A 16,576-nucleotide genomic window follows, 5' to 3' on the forward strand; every position below is an offset into this window, starting at 1 on the left:
GGCCCGGCCCGGGCGCCTTGGGCAGGATACGTAATCCCGGGCCGATGCACTACCGGCCGTCTCGCTCGTCGCTACCGTCCGAGATGTTCCGTTGTGGACACCATTGGCGCGACGACCCTGCCGGATGTCTGGACGCGTTTCGCCCTCGTGCGGGCGGTCCTCCTCCTCGTCGGTGTCACCCCACCCCGCCCGCGTTGTCTGGAGCGACTCAAGTTCCGCCCCCGGACCGGCGCCGTGTTCCCTGAGGTTTCGGTCGCGGAATCGCCCAGGAAAAGTCCCCCGGACCGGGATTGTCGATCAGTGTCCGGAGGGAATACCAGCGGGCGAAGGAGGAGCCATGTCGCCCACGCAGGTAGTCGTCACAGTCATCGTGGTGGTGGTGCTCGCGGCGCTGGCCGCGCTCGCCGTGCGCGCCGGCCGCCGGCGCGCTCTCCGGCAGCGGTTCGGCCCGGAGTACGACCGGGTCGTCGCCGAGCAGGACAGCCGGGGCGCCGCCGAGCGGGAGTTGCGCCAGCGGGAGCGCCGCCACGCCGAACTGGAGCTCATCCCGCTCGAACCCGACGCCCGGGCCAGATACGCCGCCGCCTGGGAGGAACTCCAGGTCCGTTTCGTCGACTCCCCGGGCGAGACCGTCGGCGACGCCGACGAACTGGTCACCCGGCTCATCGCCGACCGTGGCTACCCGACCGGGGACTTCAGCGAGCAGATCGCCCAGCTCTCCGTCGAGCACGCCCGCACCCTGACCGACTACCGGGACGCCCACGAGATCCGGCTGCGCAACGAGCGCGGCGAGGCGAGCACCGAGGAACTCCGTCAGGCGCTCGTGCACTACCGGACCCTCTTCGCCGACCTGCTCGGCGAGGAGCCCGTCGGGCAACAGCCGCCCGAGCAACGCCGCCCCGACCACGAGCACGACGTCCCGAGCCGCTGAGGAGGCCGCCGCCATGCGCCAGGAAGAGCAGCAGGTCAGGCAGGAGCACGCGGAGAGCGTCCGGTCCACGCCGGTGCCGGTCCCGCCGTCGAACGCGCCGGCCGACCGGGACGGGCCACGGCACGACCGGGCCGGCCGGGTCGACGTACCCGAGGACGCGCTGGACGACCGGGGCACCTTCGACGACCCGGCGGTGGTGGGCGAGCGCGCCGACGACCGGCGGGACGCGGAGCCGGACCGGACCCGGGCGTACGACCGGGAGATCCGGGACGCGGAGGCCGCCGACGTCGACGGGCGGCCGGAGTACCACGACCCGGCACCGCTGCCCACGGTGTTCGGCGCGACCACGGTGGCCGACGCGGTCGCCGCCTCCGCGATGGCCAGCGGGCGGCCGGAGGACGAGCGGGACGCTCGTGGCGAAGACACCGCCCAGCCGGGCGACGGGGCGCCGGGACGGACCGACGCCTACGACGACGAGCGGGCCGACCCGACGGCCGGCGACCTGCTGCACAGCCCCGAACCCGCGGCGACCGAGCGCTCCGCGGCGCCGCGGGACGACGCGCTGGCGGCCGGCGCGGCCGGTTACGGCAGCGCCGGGCCGGCCATGGTCGACCCGGACGCCAGCCCCGGCGCGGCCGGTGCGGCCCTGGCCGGCGCGACCCGGCCGACCCGCGGGGCGGTGCCGTCGGACGCCGCCACGCTCTTCGCCCCGGAGATCGCCCAGGGCTTCCGGGACCGCTGGCGGGACGTCCAGCTGCGCTTCGTGGACGACCCGCGGGCCGCGGTCGACGCGGCGCAGTCGCTGGTGGAGGAGGCGATCGAGGCGCTGTCAGCCGCGCTGCGCGCGCAGAAGTCCCGGCTCGGCAGCTGGCAGGAGTCCGGCTCGACCGACACCGAGCAGCTCCGGGTGGCCGTCCGCGACTACCGGGACTTCCTGGACCGCGTCCTGGGCCGCTGAGCCGCCACCCCACGGAGCCCCCGGTCGCCCCGGCCGGGCTCCGCCCTGCGTGGCGGATCACTCCCGGCATGAAATGTCGGGCTGCTGATGGTGGCCGGCAGTGGCTGCGGCCGGCCGGGGCGGAGGCGGCGCAGCGGGACGAGGAGCGCTGACCGGGCCCGGGCGGCATGCCCCGGCCCCGGCGGGGTACGCCAGGGGGATCACGGAACGGGACAGGAGGGCAGCAGCATGACGGATCGTGACCGCGGCGAGCGGCCGCTGGAGGAAAGCCCCGAGGTGGCCGCGGCGGTGGACGACGACAGCACGGTGCCGCAGCTGCGCAGCGGCGGCGGCGCCGACCGGGACAACCCGACCTTCACCGAGCCGGACGGCGCGGTGCCCGACACCGGGTCGCCGGACATCCTCGGTGACCCGTACGCGGCCGGCACCGGGCCGACCGGCACCGGGACCGGAGCGACCGGCACCGGCACCGAGGGGGCCGCGCGCAACATCCGTACCGGTGGAGAGCAGCCGTGGGACCCGGAGGACCTGGTGCTGGCCCGGGGCCAGGACCTCACCCCGGAGAACATCGAGCGGGCCCGCCGCGACCTGGCCGAGTTGGGCCGGGCGGCGATCGAGAAGACGGTCCCCTGACCCGGGCGGTACCCGGGGTCGGTCCGGCGATGATCGCGGTGACGTCCGCCACCGACAGGCCGGGCCCCTGGTCGACCGGGTGTCGACCAGGGGCCCGGGTCGCTGATCCGGTCGAAGCCCTTACCCTCGTCGTTCGGCTGAAACCGTTCGACTCGCCCCGGGGGGCTTGATCCAGCCGTAGGCGCCGATGCCCTCCCCCGGGCGCGGCCTTCGGCCGTTGACGGAGGCCCGCGCCGGCCTGGTTGCAGGGCGCGGGGCACGTCCGTCCGGCTCCCGCCCGGCCCACCGGCCCGGGCATTACGACGTGGACACCTACGTCGACGTGGCCGCGGTGACCGGCGCGAACTGGTGCCCGCAGAGCGCCTCGTCGCGCAGGTGATCGACTCCATGTCGGGGATGTGGCGGTGCCGGCGCGTGTCGGACACCCCCATTTCCGCGAGCTGGAGTGAAGCCCCCGGCCGGCGAACGGGGGTGAACAGGGCAGGCGGCACCGGCGCGGGCGGTTACCGGCAGACCGGTCCAGGTCGGTGGAGCGCGGCAGGCCGGCACCGCGCCGGGATGTCCGGCACGTATGACCCACGGGGGGTCGCAGCACCTCGAAGCCTCCGAAGGGCTCGGCGATGCGGTATGTGCCGCCTAGCACCCGTATCGGCCCAAGAGCCGACAAACTCTTAAACACGAATCTTTCCCCGGATAAGTCGCGAAAAGGTCTAACGTCGGGCGTAGCTCGACCGTCGTCGGGCTCAGGACAAACAGGGATGGAGTGACGCAGGTCATGGGAAAGAAGATGCTCGGGAAGGTCGTTGCGGGCGCCGCTCTTGGCGGTGCGTCCCTGCTGCTGTTCTCGCCCGCGATGGCGAACGCGGCCGGACCCGGCGCGTACGTGGACAACGCCAGCGCCAAGCCGCAGGTCAGTCTTCTTGAGACCTGCCCGGGGGGGCACGGGGACTGGGAGAACAAGAACTGGGACCGCAAGGACTGGGACCGTAAGGACCACGACTTCAAGGACGAGGACCGCAAGGACCAGGACAACAAGGACCACGACCGCAAGGACCGGGACTTCAAGGACGAGGACCGGGACAACAAGGACCACGACCGCAAGGACCACGACTTCAAGGACGAGGACCGGAAGGACTTCGACCGCAAGGACGAGAACCGGAAGGACCACGACTTCAAGGATGAGAAGGGCAAGGACGAGCACGGCAAGGACGAAAAGGGCAAGGACGAGAAGGGCAAGGACTGGCAGGGCGGCGACAGCTGGCAGCCGGGGGCCTACGGCCAGGGCGGCGGCATGGTCGACGACCAGTCGGACAAGGACCGCAAGGACCAGGACCGCAAGGACCAGGACCGCAAGGACCAGGAAGCCAAGGACGAGGACCGGAACAAGCAGGACAACAAGGACCACGACCGCAAGGACCACGAGGCCAAGGACGAGGACCGGAACGACAAGGACAACAAGGACCACGACCGCAAGGACCGGGACTTCAAGGACGAGGACCGGGACAACAAGGACCACGACCGCAAGGACCACGACTTCAAGAACGAGGACAAGGACCACTGCTTCCCGCGTGGCCACGTCGACGGTGGTGACGGTGGCATGACCACCACCAGCCTGGACCGCAACATGGCCGCCAGCGGGGTCGGCGTGATCGGCGCCGCTGCCCTGGGCGGCATGGTCCTGCTGCGTCGGCGTCGGGCCAATGACCTCGTCTGACCGGACGGCGACACGAGCCGGCGGCCGTCACGGGAGACCGTGGCGCGCCGCCGGCACGGCCGTCGTCGTCCTGTTGGGCATGGTGGGCGCCGGCCTGATCGGGGCGTCGGTTCGGACCGTGCCGCCGCCCCGCCCACCCCAGCCGCTCGCCCAGGCCGGCACCGCCGACACGGCCCCGTCGCGCGCCATCCCGGGCCCCACCGGCAGCGGTACGCAGACCGCCGACCAGGCGCCCGTCGACGACGCGGCGACGCCGGTCCCGGGCCTCGCCCCCACCGGGCTGCCCCGATCGGCTCCGACGACCATCTCGATCCCGCGGATCGGGGTGAACGCCGAGATCATGAGCCTCGGCCTGAACGCGGACGGCAGCGTCCAGGTGCCGCCGCTGGAGCAGGCCATGAAGGCGGGCTGGTACTCCCTCGGGGCCAGCCCCGGCGAGGTCGGCAACGCGGTCATCGTCGGCCACGTCGACTCGGCCAAGCTCGGACCGGCGGTCTTCTTCAACCTCGGCGCGCTCAAGGCCGGTGACACCATCAGCGTCGCCCGGCAGGACGGCTCGACCGCCACGTTCGCGGTCAACGAGGTGAAGTCGTACCCGAAGACCGCCTTCCCCACCGAGGTGGTCTACGGCCCCAGCGACAAGCCCAGCCTCCGGGTGGTCACCTGCGGCGGGCAGTTCGACCAGAGCTCCGGCAGCTACCTCAACAATGTCATCGCCTTCGCCACCATGATCTCGTGAGGCGGTGCAACCGGGCGCGGCCCGGTGGTCGGGGTGACCGACCACCGGGCCGCGCCGGCGTCCATACGGGTCAGGCCGCCGCCGAGGTCCGCACCAGGGTACGGATCTGGCGCAGCAGCACCGACAGGGCGGAGAGGTCGGCCCGGGACTCGTCGAACTCCCCCATCGCCCGGTGCGCCCGGTGGATCGAGGTGGCGTTCGCCTGTTCCCACTCCTGCACCCGGTCGACCGGCGGCACGCTGTCCGGGGTGGAGCCGAGGACCTCCGCGGTGAGCGCGGCCAGCGCGGCGTACAGGTCGTAGCGCAGCGCCATCCGGGCCAGCGTCTGCCAGCGGTCCTCCCGCGGCAGCAGGGAGATCTTCGACAGCAGGGCGTCCACCCGGAACCGGTCGGAGAGGACGAAGTAGACCGAGGCCACCTCGCTCACGTCCCGGCCGGTCGACTGGGCGGTCTCCACCACGTCGAGCAGGCCGAAGCTGTACATCAGCCGGGTCGCCTGCGCGGCCAGGTCCCGGGGCAGCCCCTTCTCGGTCAGCGAGTCGATGTGGGCGGCGATCGCCTCCCGCTCGCTGCCGTAGAACAGGTTCTCCAGGTCGGGCAGGAGGCGGGCCACCCCGTCCCGCAGCCGGGCGATCTCCCCGGGCACGTCGATCGGCGAGCGCCGGTTGGTGACCAGCCAGCGCACCGCGCGGTCGAGCAGCCGGCGGGTGTCCAGGAAGACGCTCGTCTGCAACTCGGGCGAGACCTTGTTGTCCAGCGCTTCGATCGCGTTCCACAGGTCGCGGAGCCCGAACACCTCGCGCACCACCACGTACGCCCGCAGCACGTCCGCCGCCGACGCGGCCGTCTCCTCGACCGTCCGGAAGACGAACGAGATGCCGCCCCGGTTGATCGCCTCGTTGACCAGCACGGTGGTGACGATGTCCCGGCGCAGCCGGTGCTGGCCCATCCGGCCGGCGAACCGCTCGCGCAACGGGGTGGGGAAGTAGTTGACCAGGATGTCGGTCGTCCACTCCTCGTCGGCCAGACCCTCGCCGACGATCTCCCGCTCCAGCACGATCTTCACGTACGCCAGCAGCACCGCGAACTCCGGCGCGGTCAGCCCGGTCTCGTTCCGGACCGCAAGTTCCTCGTCCGGCGGCAGTGCCTCCAGCGCGCGGTCCAGCGCCCCGGAGCGCTCCAGCTCGTTGATCATCCGACGGTGCACCGGGAGCAGCGAGGCGGACTGCGCCTGGGCGTTGTTGATCGCCCGGGCCTGCTCGTAGTTGTCCCGCAGCACCAGCTCGGCGACCTCGTCGGTCATCTGGGCCAGCAGCTCGTCGCGCTCGGGCCGGTCCAGTTCGCCGTCCGCGACCGCCGTGTTGAGCAGGATCTTGATGTTCACCTCGTGGTCGGAGCAGTCCACCCCGGCCGCGTTGTCGATGAAGTCGGTGTAGATCCGCCCACCGTTCTGCGCGTACTCGATCCGGCCGAGCTGGGTCCAGCCCAGGTTGCCGCCCTCGCCGGCCACCCGGCAGCGCAGGCTCTTGCCGTCCACCCGGATGGCGTCGTTGGACTTGTCCCCGACCTCGGCGTTGGTCTGCGTCGACCCCTTCACGTAGGTGCCGATGCCGCCGTTCCAGAACAGGTCGACCGGCGCGGTCAGGATGGCCTTCATCAGCTCCTGCGGGCTGAGCTGCGTCGCGTCCTCGTCGAGGCCGAGCACCGCACGGACCTGCGGCGATATCGGCACCGACTTGGCGGTACGCGGGTACACCCCGCCGCCTTCCGAGATCAGCTCCCGGTTGTAGTCCTCCCAGGACGACCGGGACAGCTCGAACAGCCGCTTCCGCTCGGCGTACGAGGTGGCCGCGTCGGGGTCCGGGTCCAGGAAGATGTGCCGGTGGTCGAAGGCGGCCACCAGCCGGATGTGCTCGGAGAGCAGCATCCCGTTGCCGAACACGTCGCCGGACATGTCGCCGACGCCAACCACGGTGAAGTCCTGGGTCTGGGTGTCGTGCCCCAGCTCCCGGAAGTGCCGCTTCACCGACTCCCAGGCGCCCCGGGCGGTGATGCCCATCTTCTTGTGGTCGTAGCCCGCCGAACCGCCGGAGGCGAAGGCGTCACCCAGCCAGAAGTTGTGCGCGGCGGAGATCTCGTTGGCGATGTCGGAGAACGTCGCCGTGCCCTTGTCCGCCGCCACCACCAGGTAGGGGTCATCGCCGTCGTGCCGGACCACGTCCTCCGGCGGCACGATCTGGCCGCTGGCGATGTTGTCGGTGACGTCCAGCATCGCGGAGACGAACTCCTTGTAGCAGGCCACCGCCTCGTCCCGGTCGCCCGGCTTCTGCTTCAGCACGAAGCCGCCCTTGGCGCCCACCGGCACGATCACGGCGTTCTTCACCATCTGCGCCTTGACCAGGCCGAGCACCTCGGTGCGGAAGTCCTCCCGCCGGTCGGACCAGCGCAGGCCGCCCCGGGCCACCGGCCCGTACCGCAGGTGCACCGCCTCGAACCGGGGCGAGTAGACGAAGATCTCGAACTTCGGCCGCGGCGCCGGCAGGTCCGGGATCGCCTGCGGGTCCAGCTTGAACGCGACGTACGACTTGGGCCGCCCGCCGACCGGCTTCTGGTAGAAGCTGGTCCGCAGGGTGGCCTGGATCAACGTCAGGTACGACCGCAGGATCCGGTCCTGGTCGAGGCTGACCACGTCGTCCAGCGCCTCGCCGATCGCGGTGACCAGCTCGCCGCTGCGCTGCCGCCGCTCGTCCATGGTGGTCGCGCCCGGGGCGAACCGGGTCTCGAAGAGCTCCACCAGCAGCGACGCGATCCTCGGGTATGCGATGAACGTCTGCTCCATGTACTCCTGCGAGAAGACCGTGCCGGCCTGCCGCAGGTACTTCGCGTACGCCCGGAGCACCACCACCTGCCGCCAGGTGAGCCCGGCCCGGAGCACCAGCTCGTTGAACCCGTCCACCTCGGCCTCGCCCCGCCACGCGGCGGCGAAGGCGTTCTCCACGTGCGGGCGCACCTCGGCCAGTTCCTGGTGCGCCTCGGGCAGTTTCAGGCCGAAGTCGTACAGCCAGATGCGGCCGTCGACCCGTTCCACCTCGTACGGGTGCTCGTCGACCACCCGGACGCCGAGCGAGTGCAGCACCGGCAGCACGGCGGAGAGCATCATCGGCTCGCCGTACCGGTAGACCTTGAACCGGACGTCCATCGTCTCGTCGACGTCCACACCCCGGTCGCCGCCGTTCACCCGCGGCGGGAACTGCTTGCGGAACAGGTGCATCTCGAGCTGGCCGGGCTCCTCCAGGAGCTCCAGCTTGGCCAGGTCCTTCATCGCCTCGTACGGCGTGTGCCCATCCTTGTAGCCCTCCGGGAACGCGTCGGCGTACCGGCTGAACAGGTGCTTGGCCTGCTCGTCGCCGAGCTTGCGCTCGAGCACCAGCCGGTAGTCGTCGTCCCAGAGCCGGGTGGCGTCGGCCAACTCCTCGGCGAGCAGGTCGGCGTCGATCTCTCCGGGCGGGTTGCCCGGGTCGGTCCGGACGATGAAGTGCACCCGGGCCAGCATCGACTCGGTGACTCGGGTGGTGTAGTCGACCCCGACGCCGTTCAACTCGCGCAGCAGGATGTCCTGCATGCGCAGCCGGTTCTGGGTGGTGAACCGGTCCCGGGGCAGGTAGATCAGGCAGGAGATGAACCGCCCGTACCCGTCCCGGCGCAGGAACACCCGCAGCTGCCGGCGGCCCGCCATGCGCAGCACGCCGATCACCGCGTGGTAGAGGTCGTCGGTCTTGATCTGGAACAGCTCGTCGCGCGGGTAGGTCTCCAGGATCTGGAGCAGGTCCTTGCCGGAGTGGCTGCGCAGGCTCAGCCCGGAGCGGTCCAGCACCTCGGCGACCTTGCGGCGGACCACCGGCAGCTCCTGCACGCTGGTCCGGTAGGCGGCGGTGGAGAACAGGCCCAGGAACCGGCGCTCGCCGACCACCTCGCCGGCGTCATTGAAGATCTTGAAGCCGATGTAGTCGAGGTAGGCCGAGCGGTGCACGGTGGCTCGCGAGTTGGCCTTGGTGATGATCAGGAGGCGCTTCTCCAGCACCTTCTCGTGCGCCTCGGGGGTCATCGAGGACAGCGCCCGGGCCTCCGGCGAGTCGGAGCGCAGGATGCCCAGCCCGGTGCCGAGGACGGCTTCGAGGGCCTGGCCCCCGTCCGCGCCGTCGGTGTCGACGAGGCGGTACTCCCGATAGCCCAGGAAGGTGAAGTGGTCGTGCGCCAGCCAGCGCAGCAGCTCCACCGAGTCGGTGATGTCCTTCTCCGGCACCGGCGGCCGGTTGTCCGAGGTACGCGCGGCGGCCAGCTCGTCGGCCAGCGCCAGGGCGCGCTGGCGCATCTTGGGCCAGTCCTCGACCGCCTCCCGGACGTCGGTGAGCACCCGCTGCAGCTCCTTGCGGAGCTTCTCCCGCTCGGCCGGGTCGCGCACCGGGTCGATCTCGATGTGCATCCAGCTTTCCACCAGGTCGCCGGCGATCGCGTCGTCCGGCTCCACGTCGGCGGAGACCTCGGTGAGCCGGCCCAACGGCTCGCGGCGGACCACGACCAGCGGGTGCACCAGCAGGTGCACGTCGATGTGGTGCGAGTTCAGCAGCGCGGTGACCGAATCCACCAAAAAGGGCATATCGTCCGTGACGATCTCGATCACGGTGTGGTGCTGGTCGGCATCCGGCTCGTGGATGCGCAGCTTCAGCTCGCCCGGTACCCGCTGCTGGGCCAGGTCCCGGTGCGCCCGGGCGGCGTCGAGCATCTCCTCGGCGGTGAAGCCGATCAGCTCCTCGTCCGGCGCGAACCGCCAGAAGCGGCCGACCAGGGTCGCCGCGTCGTGGTCGTCGCCGGCCAGCGCGACCGCCTGGGCCACCAGGCGCTCCGCGTTGGGTACCGGCTCGTCCAGCTCGGCGTCGTCGGGCTCCTCGGTCAGCGCCTGCGTGGGCAGGCCCAACTCGTAGAGCGTGTCGACGCTCGAACCGGTCATTCCGGTCACTCCTGTGTCGAGACGGCCGAAACCGTCCCCGTCGGTCGCCGAATCGAAGCTGTCATCGTCCCGGCTGGTGTCAACCTGCCGGAGGTCGGGTCCCGGTTTGATCGCCGGACGCCGGTCCATCGGTGCCACTCCCCTCGACCCACCGCGTTGTGGGTCACTCTCCCGCCCAGCCTAGGCCCTGCCGCTCTGCCCGTTCGTCGGCGGACCACTGGCCGGACGTCCGGATCGGGACTCTGTCCTTTCACCCGTTGCGGGTACGTGGTCGGCTGGTCGCGGAGTACCCGGACTGGCGATGTTCATCACACTGCCCCAGCGCGATCTCGCCCACCCCAGCACGGCGGCGGGGCGGTGGCGAAGGGCCCGCCGTACTAGCGTGCAGGGCAGTTTCGTACCGGAGGGACTGCTGCATGCCCACGTCGTACCCCGTTCGCCGGCGCTTCTCCCGTCGCCGCCCCCTCCTCGCGGCACTGGCCGCCACCGTGCTCGCCGGGGGTGCGTTGGTCGGGTGCTCGGGGGCGGACGGGCCCGAGCAGAGCCTCACCGCCTTCCTGAAGGGCTGGCGCTCCGGCGACCTGCAGGCCGTGGGCTTCATCGACCCCACCGGGGCGCGCGTCCCGGCCGCCGAGGTGGCCAAGGAGATCAAGGCGCTCTCCGGCGAACTGGCCGACACCCGGCCGGAGCTGAAGCCGGTCGGTGAGCCGAAGATCACAGCCGACACCGCCGCCGCGCGGGTGCAGGTCACCTGGACGCTGCCGGGCCAGACCCGCTGGAGCTACCAGACCCCGGTACGCCTCCGGCAGGGCGGCGACGACCAGTGGCAGGTGATCTGGGAGCCGGCCGTGGTGCACGAGAAGCTGGAGAAGGGCGACCGGCTCGCGCTGCGCCGCGAGCGCGCGCCCCGGGCCGGGGTGCTCGACGGCGCCGGCAACGCCATCGTCGCGCCCCGACCGGTGGTTCGGGTCAGCGTGCACCCCGCCGAGGTCAAGGACGTCCCGGCGCTCGTCCGCCAGCTCGACGCCGCGTTCAAGGCGATCCGGCCCCCGCTCACCCCGCCGGTCGACCTCGCCGACCTGCCCAAGCGCCTCAAGGAGGCCGACCCGGGGGCGCTCGTCGAGGTGGTGACCCTGCGGGAGGAGGCGTACCGGCAGATCAAGCCCCGGATCTACGACCTGCCCGGCACGAAGTTTCCCACCGACCAGCTCGACCTGGCGCCGACCCGGGAGTTCGCCCGGGCCCTGCTCGGCTCCGTCGACGCGGCCCAGGCCGACGACCTGAAGGCCCACCCCGACCGCTACGTCGCGGGTGACCTGGTCGGCCACGGCGGCCTGCAGGGCGGGTACGACGAGCGGCTCCGGGGCGTCCCCGGGCTGACCGTGATCACCGAGCGCCCCGGGTCCGAGGGCACCACCGCCCCCACCGGCGCCGAACTCTTCCGCAGCGAGCCCAAGGCGGGCCAGCCGCTGAAGACGACCCTCGACGTGGCCACCCAGAACGCCGCCGACGCGGCGCTGCGCGGAGAGACCCGGCGCTCCGCCCTGGTGGCCGTACGGATCAGCGACGGCGCGGTGCTGGCCGCCGCCAACGGCCCCGGCCCGGCCGGCGAGAACCTCGCCTTCACCGCCCAGGCGCCGCCCGGCTCCACGTTCAAGATGGTCAGCGCGCTCGCCCTGATGGACAACGGCGCGGTGACACCGGACGCCCGGGTCGACTGCCCGAAGACCCTCGCGGTGGACGGCCGGTCGTTCAAGAACTCCGACAACTTCGAGCTGGGCTCGGTCCCGTTCAGCACCGACTTCGCGAAGTCCTGCAACACGGCGTTCGCCTCGCTGGCCCCGAAGCTCGGCCCGGACGGGCTCGCCGTCACCGGCCGCAGCCTCGGCCTGGAGGCGAAGTGGGACCTGGGCGTGGACGTCTTCACCGGCAAGGTCTCCGCGAACGGGGGCCTCACCGAGCAGGCCGCCGCGGCGATCGGCCAGGGCACCACCGTGGTCAGCCCGCTGGCCATGGCCGCCGCCACCGCCGCCGTCGCCCGGGGTCACTGGGAGCAGCCGAAGCTGCTGCTCGACCCCGCCCCGCAGCAGCCCGCCCCGGCCGGCCCGGCCCTGAAGCCCGAGTCGGTGGCGGCGCTGAAGACGATGATGCGCGCGGTGGTCACCGACGGCACCGCGAGTGCTCTGGCCAAGGCCCCCGGCGGGCCGGTGTACGGCAAGACCGGCACCGCCGAGTACGACAACAACCCGGCGCACACGCACGCCTGGTTCGTCGGCTGGCAGGGCGACATCGCCTTCGCGGTCTTCGTGGAGCAGGGCGGATCCAGCACGTCCAGCGCGGTCCCGATCAGTGACCGTTTCCTCCGCGCCCTCGCCACCCGCTGACCCGCCCGCGTCGCTCGCTTGCGGTTCCCGGGCCCCCTCACGATCACGCCCGATCCTGGATGTAGTGGCCTCGCCAACGATCCGATGCCACTACATCCAGGCTTGAGCACGATCATCGAGAGGTGCGGCAGGGAGCGGTGCCTGCGCCGGAACGCCGCCCGCGAGACGACGCGCGACCACGCCCCCGCATCGCGGGCGGGCGCTGGCGGAGGTCAGGCGATGTCGACGCCCGGTCGCGACGGGGCGTCCCCGGTCGACGCGGTCGGGCCGTCCTCGGCGACGGGCACCCGGCGGAGCAGGCCCGGCCCCGCCGACGCGGGCAGCCCGACCGGCTCGGGCGTCTCGTCCCGCGCCGACACCCGCCGCAGCAGGCCCGCCCCCGGACCGACCGGCTCGGGACCGTCGCCCTCCTCCGCCCCCGCCCGTCGCAACAGGCCCGGCCCGGCGGTCCCGGGGGACGTCGCCCCGTCGCCGGCGGCCAGGGGGACAGTGGAGTCACCGTCGGCGGGCTCGCCAGGCGGCGGGCCGAGCGGCTCCACGGCGACCGCGGGGGCCGGGGTGACCACCGGGGCCGGCAGGACGGCGCGCTCGGCGGGACGGGCGTTGCCCGGCCGGGGCGCCGGCGCAACCGGGCCGGGCGGCAGCAGCCGCGGCGGCGTCGCGGTGGGCGCGGAGACCGGCGCGAGCCCGGCCACCACGGTGTTGACGATCTCGGCGGCGTACGACCCGTCGGGGTCATAGTCGGGGTCGAAGACGGTCAGCTCGACCCCGAGGCAGTGCGGGGTGTCGACCAGCCCGGCGAGCAGGATCTCCAGCTCGGCGAAGGCGATCCCGCCCGGGTCGGGCGCGTCCACGGCCGGCATCACCGCCGGGTCGAGCACGTCCACGTCGATGTGCACCCAGTAGCCGGCGCAGTCCGCCAACTGCTCGTGCGCCCACTGGGCGGTACGGGCGGCGCCCTCGGCCCGCAGCGCCGGCACCGGCCGGGTGGTGATGCCGGCGGCCTGCAGGTCGAGCCGGTACTCGTCCTGCGCCCGGATGCCGAGCACCACCACGTCGATGTCCCGGAAGTAGGGGCGCCGCCCCTCGATGCCGGCCAGGTCGGCCTGCCCCCGGCCGGTGACCAGAGCCAGGTCCTCCCCTGCCGCCGCGCCCACGTACGAGGCGTTGCCGGGGTGCCGGAAGTCGGAGTGGCCGTCGACGAAGACCAGCCCGATCCGGCCGCCGACCGCCTCGCCGAGCCGGTGCATGGCCAGCGCCGAGCCGAGCAGCACGGAGCAGTCCCCGCCGAGGACCAGCGGGAACTCCCCCCGGTCGATGATCGCGCCGATCCGGTCGGCCAGCGCCGCCGAGTAGGCGGCGATCTCCGGGGCGTGGCAGACCCCGTCGCCGGGGCGCCAGTCGCCCGGGTCGTACCGGGGCGGGGTGAGGCAGCCGGCGTCGCGGGCCCGCAGCCGGGCGAGCAGGGCGTGGTCGCGCAGCGCGCCCGGGGCCTTGGCGCAGCCCGGGACCGAGGTGACCGTGGGCGGGCGCAGCCCGAGGTTGGTCGGCGCGTCGAGGACGGCGATCCGGCGCATCATGGGCTCCCGTCCTCGATGGTCGGGCGGGCCGGCCGATACGCCGGCCCGCGCTGGCGTGCTACGTGCTCAGAACAGGGCGCTGGCCAGGGCCCGGCGGGCCGAGGCGACCGCGGGGTCCTCCGGGCCGGCGATGGTGAAGAGGCCGACCAGGTGCTGGCGTAACTTCTCCCGGTCGTCACCGGCGGTGCGGCGGACCAGGCCGACCAGGCGCTGGTAGGCCTGCTCGGCCAGGCCGCTGAGCACCTCGATGTCCGCGGCCAGCAGCTGGGCGTCGACGTCGTCGGGGTTCGCCTGCGCGGCGATGAGCGCCGCCTGCGGGTCGGTGCCGGCCACCCGGCGGGCCAGCCCGACCTGGGCCAGCCCCGCCTCCGCCGCCGCGTCCGCCGGGGACTCGGCGAGGATCTTCCGGTACGCCCGCTCGGCCGCGTCGAGGTCGCCGGTCATCAGGGCGTCGTCGGCCTCGGCGAGGCGCGGGTCCTCGGGCGCCTCGACGCTGACCCCGCCGGCCTTCAGCACGGCCTGGATCCACTGGCGCAGCTGGGCCTCCGGCACCACCCCGGAGAAGGCGTCGATCGGCTGACCGCCGACGATCGCGTAGACCATCGGGATGCCCTGCACCCGGAACATCTGGGCGATCCGCGGGTTGGCGTCGACGTCCACCTTGGCGAGCAGCCACGCGCCGGCGCCCTCGACGGCCAGCCGTTCCAGCACTGGGGACAGCTGCTTGCACGGCTCGCACCACTCGGCCCAGAAGTCCACGATCACCGGGGTGGTCAGCGAGCGTTCGAGGACCTCGGACTGGAAGGTCGCCTCGGTCACGTCGATGACGCTGACCCCACCGACCGCGCCGCCGGGCGCGCCGGCGGGGGGACCGGATTTGGCCGGGGCGGCGTTGGGGGCGGCGCTGCGCAGGGCGCTGAGGTCGACCGCGCCGCGGGTGAAGATCGACGAGGTGATCCGTGGGTCGCTCATGGTTATCTAGTCTCGCACGTGTCCGCCTGAACTCAGATCAACCGCGACGGCGACAGTTGCAACTGTCACGCCAGGTGGGCGCCGGTGCCGGAAGTCCCGGCACCGGCGTGGCCACTCAGAAGCGGGCGGGCTCGCGATAGACGCCCCACTCGGCGCGCAGCGCGTCGCAGATCTCGCCGAGGCTCGCCTCGGCGCGGACCGCGTCCAGCATGGCGGGGATCATGTTCTCCCCGGTCCGGCTGACCTCGACCATGCGCTGCACGGCGGCCTTGACCGCGGTGTCGTCGCGGGCGGCCTTGCGTTCCGCGAGCACCCGGCGCTGCTCCAGCTCCACCTCGTGCGAGATGCGCAGGATCTCCAGGTCCTTGGCGACCGTGCCGGTGTGGCAGTTGACGCCGACGATCTTCTTCTCGCCCTTCTCCAGCGCCTGCTGGTAGGCGAAGGCCGACTCGGCGATGTGCCCGGTGAACCAGCCGTCCTCGATGCCGCGCAGAATGCCCGAGGTCATCGGGCCGATCTTGTGCGGGCCGTCGCCGCCGAGCTGCTTGATCCGGGCGAAGATCTCCTCCGCCTCGGCCTCGATCCGGTCGGTGAGCGCCTCGACGTACCACGACCCGCCGAGCGGGTCGGCCACGTTGGTCACCCCGGTCTCCTCCATCAGCACCTGCTGGGTACGCAGGGCGATCTCGGCCGACTCGTCGGTGGGCAGGGCCAGGGTCTCGTCGAGGGCGTTGGTGTGCAGCGAGTTGGTGCCGCCGAGCACCGCCGCGAGGGCCTCCACCGCGGTCCGTACCACGTTGTTGACCGGCTGCTGGGCGGTGAGCGACACCCCGGCGGTCTGGGTGTGGAACTTCAGCCAGAGGGCCTTCTCGCTGGTGGCGCCGTAGACGTCGCGCAGCCAGCGGGCCCAGATCCGGCGGGCCGCCCGGAACTTGGCGATCTCCTCGAAGAAGTCCACGTGGGAGTCGAAGAAGAAGCTCAGCCCCGGGGCGAAGACGTTGACGTCCAGCCCGCGGGAGAGCCCCAGCTCGACGTAGCCGAACCCGTCGGCCAGGGTGTACGCCAACTCCTGGGCGGCGGTCGCGCCGGCCTCCCGGATGTGGTAGCCGGAGACCGACAGCGGCTTGTACTTCGGGATCTCCCGGGCGCAGTACTCCATCAGGTCGCCGATCAGGCGCAGGTGCGGCTCCGGGTCGAAGAGCCACTCCTTCTGCGCGATGTACTCCTTGAAGATGTCCGTCTGGAGCGTGCCGTCCAGCCTGGACAGGTCGGCGCCCTGCCGCTCGGCGGCGACCAGGTACATGCAGAAGACCGGCACGGCCGGGCCGGAGATGGTCATCGAGGTGGTCACGCCGGCCAGGTCGATGCCGCCGAAGAGGACCTCCATGTCGGCGGCCGAGTCGATGGCCACGCCGCAGTGGCCGACCTCGCCGAGCGACTGCGGGTCGTCGGAGTCGCGGCCCATCAGGGTCGGCATGTCGAAGGCGACGGAGAGCCCGCCGCCGCCGGCGCCGAGGATCATCTTGTAGCGCTCGTTGGTCTGCTGGGCGTTGCCGAAGCCGGCGAACTGCCGGATGGTCCAGGTCCGCCCGCGGTAGCCGGTCGGGTAGAGCCCCCGGGTGTACGGGAACTCGCCCGGCCAGCCGATCCGCTCGAA

9 protein-coding genes and 1 pseudogene are annotated in these 16,576 nt (G+C 72.4%); 6 read left to right on the top strand and 4 right to left on the bottom strand.

Translation table 11 applies throughout. From position 1 onward, the window contains the following. Positions 1–337 precede the first annotated feature (337 nt). From FXF52_RS25925 to FXF52_RS25950, 5 genes are all read left to right on the top strand, one after another. Positions 338–931 (top strand): hypothetical protein, encoded by a 594-nt coding sequence (locus FXF52_RS25925; RefSeq protein WP_148800947.1) that lies wholly within the window; start codon positions 338–340, stop codon positions 929–931. 13 nt (positions 932–944) lie between these two features. Next, the gene (locus FXF52_RS25930; protein WP_148800948.1) at positions 945–1,889 is read left to right on the top strand and encodes a hypothetical protein; all 945 of its coding nucleotides are present in this window, start codon (positions 945–947) and stop codon (positions 1,887–1,889) included. A 228-nt stretch (positions 1,890–2,117) separates the two neighbouring features. Further along, entirely contained in the window at positions 2,118–2,522 is a 405-nt protein-coding gene (locus tag FXF52_RS25935) for a hypothetical protein (protein WP_148800949.1), read from the top strand. 775 nt (positions 2,523–3,297) lie between these two features. Continuing rightward, positions 3,298–4,236 (top strand): hypothetical protein, encoded by a 939-nt coding sequence (locus tag FXF52_RS41820; protein ID WP_187413691.1) that lies wholly within the window; start codon positions 3,298–3,300, stop codon positions 4,234–4,236. Further along, on the top strand, positions 4,223–4,975 hold the full coding sequence (locus FXF52_RS25950; RefSeq protein ID WP_148800950.1) for a class F sortase: 753 nt from the start codon (positions 4,223–4,225) through the stop codon (positions 4,973–4,975). Before FXF52_RS41820 ends, FXF52_RS25950 begins: the two co-directional genes overlap by 14 nt. Positions 4,976–5,045: 70 nt before the next feature. On the opposite strand, the gene FXF52_RS25955 is transcribed toward FXF52_RS25950, so the two are convergent. Then, complete coding sequence (locus FXF52_RS25955; protein ID WP_148800951.1) at positions 5,046–10,112, bottom strand: NAD-glutamate dehydrogenase; 5,067 nt, start codon at positions 10,110–10,112, stop codon at positions 5,046–5,048. Positions 10,113–10,399: 287 nt separating this feature from the next. On the opposite strand from FXF52_RS25955, the gene FXF52_RS25960 reads away from it, so the two are divergent. After that, a complete protein-coding gene (locus FXF52_RS25960; protein WP_148800952.1) occupies positions 10,400–12,367 on the top strand; it encodes a penicillin-binding transpeptidase domain-containing protein in 1,968 nt (655 codons plus the stop codon). Between the two features lie 416 nt (positions 12,368–12,783). Here the strand turns inward: FXF52_RS25960 and FXF52_RS25965 are convergent. The 3 genes and pseudogenes from FXF52_RS25965 to FXF52_RS25975 form a co-directional block, all read right to left on the bottom strand. Further along, positions 12,784–13,947 (bottom strand): annotated as a pseudogene (locus FXF52_RS25965) (arginase family protein); the annotation flags it as partial. 66 nt (positions 13,948–14,013) lie between these two features. Continuing rightward, positions 14,014–14,919, bottom strand: a complete 906-nt coding sequence (locus FXF52_RS25970) for a tetratricopeptide repeat protein (RefSeq protein ID WP_148800953.1) — start codon at positions 14,917–14,919, stop codon at positions 14,014–14,016. A gap of 115 nt (positions 14,920–15,034) precedes the next feature. Next, positions 15,035–16,576, bottom strand: a 1,542-nt coding sequence (locus FXF52_RS25975; RefSeq protein ID WP_148800954.1) for a methylmalonyl-CoA mutase, incomplete at its 5' end; no start/stop codon positions are given.

It is taken from the genome of Micromonospora sp. MP36, from assembly GCF_008119785.1.
Classification (GTDB): Bacteria; Actinomycetota; Actinomycetes; order Mycobacteriales; family Micromonosporaceae; genus Micromonospora.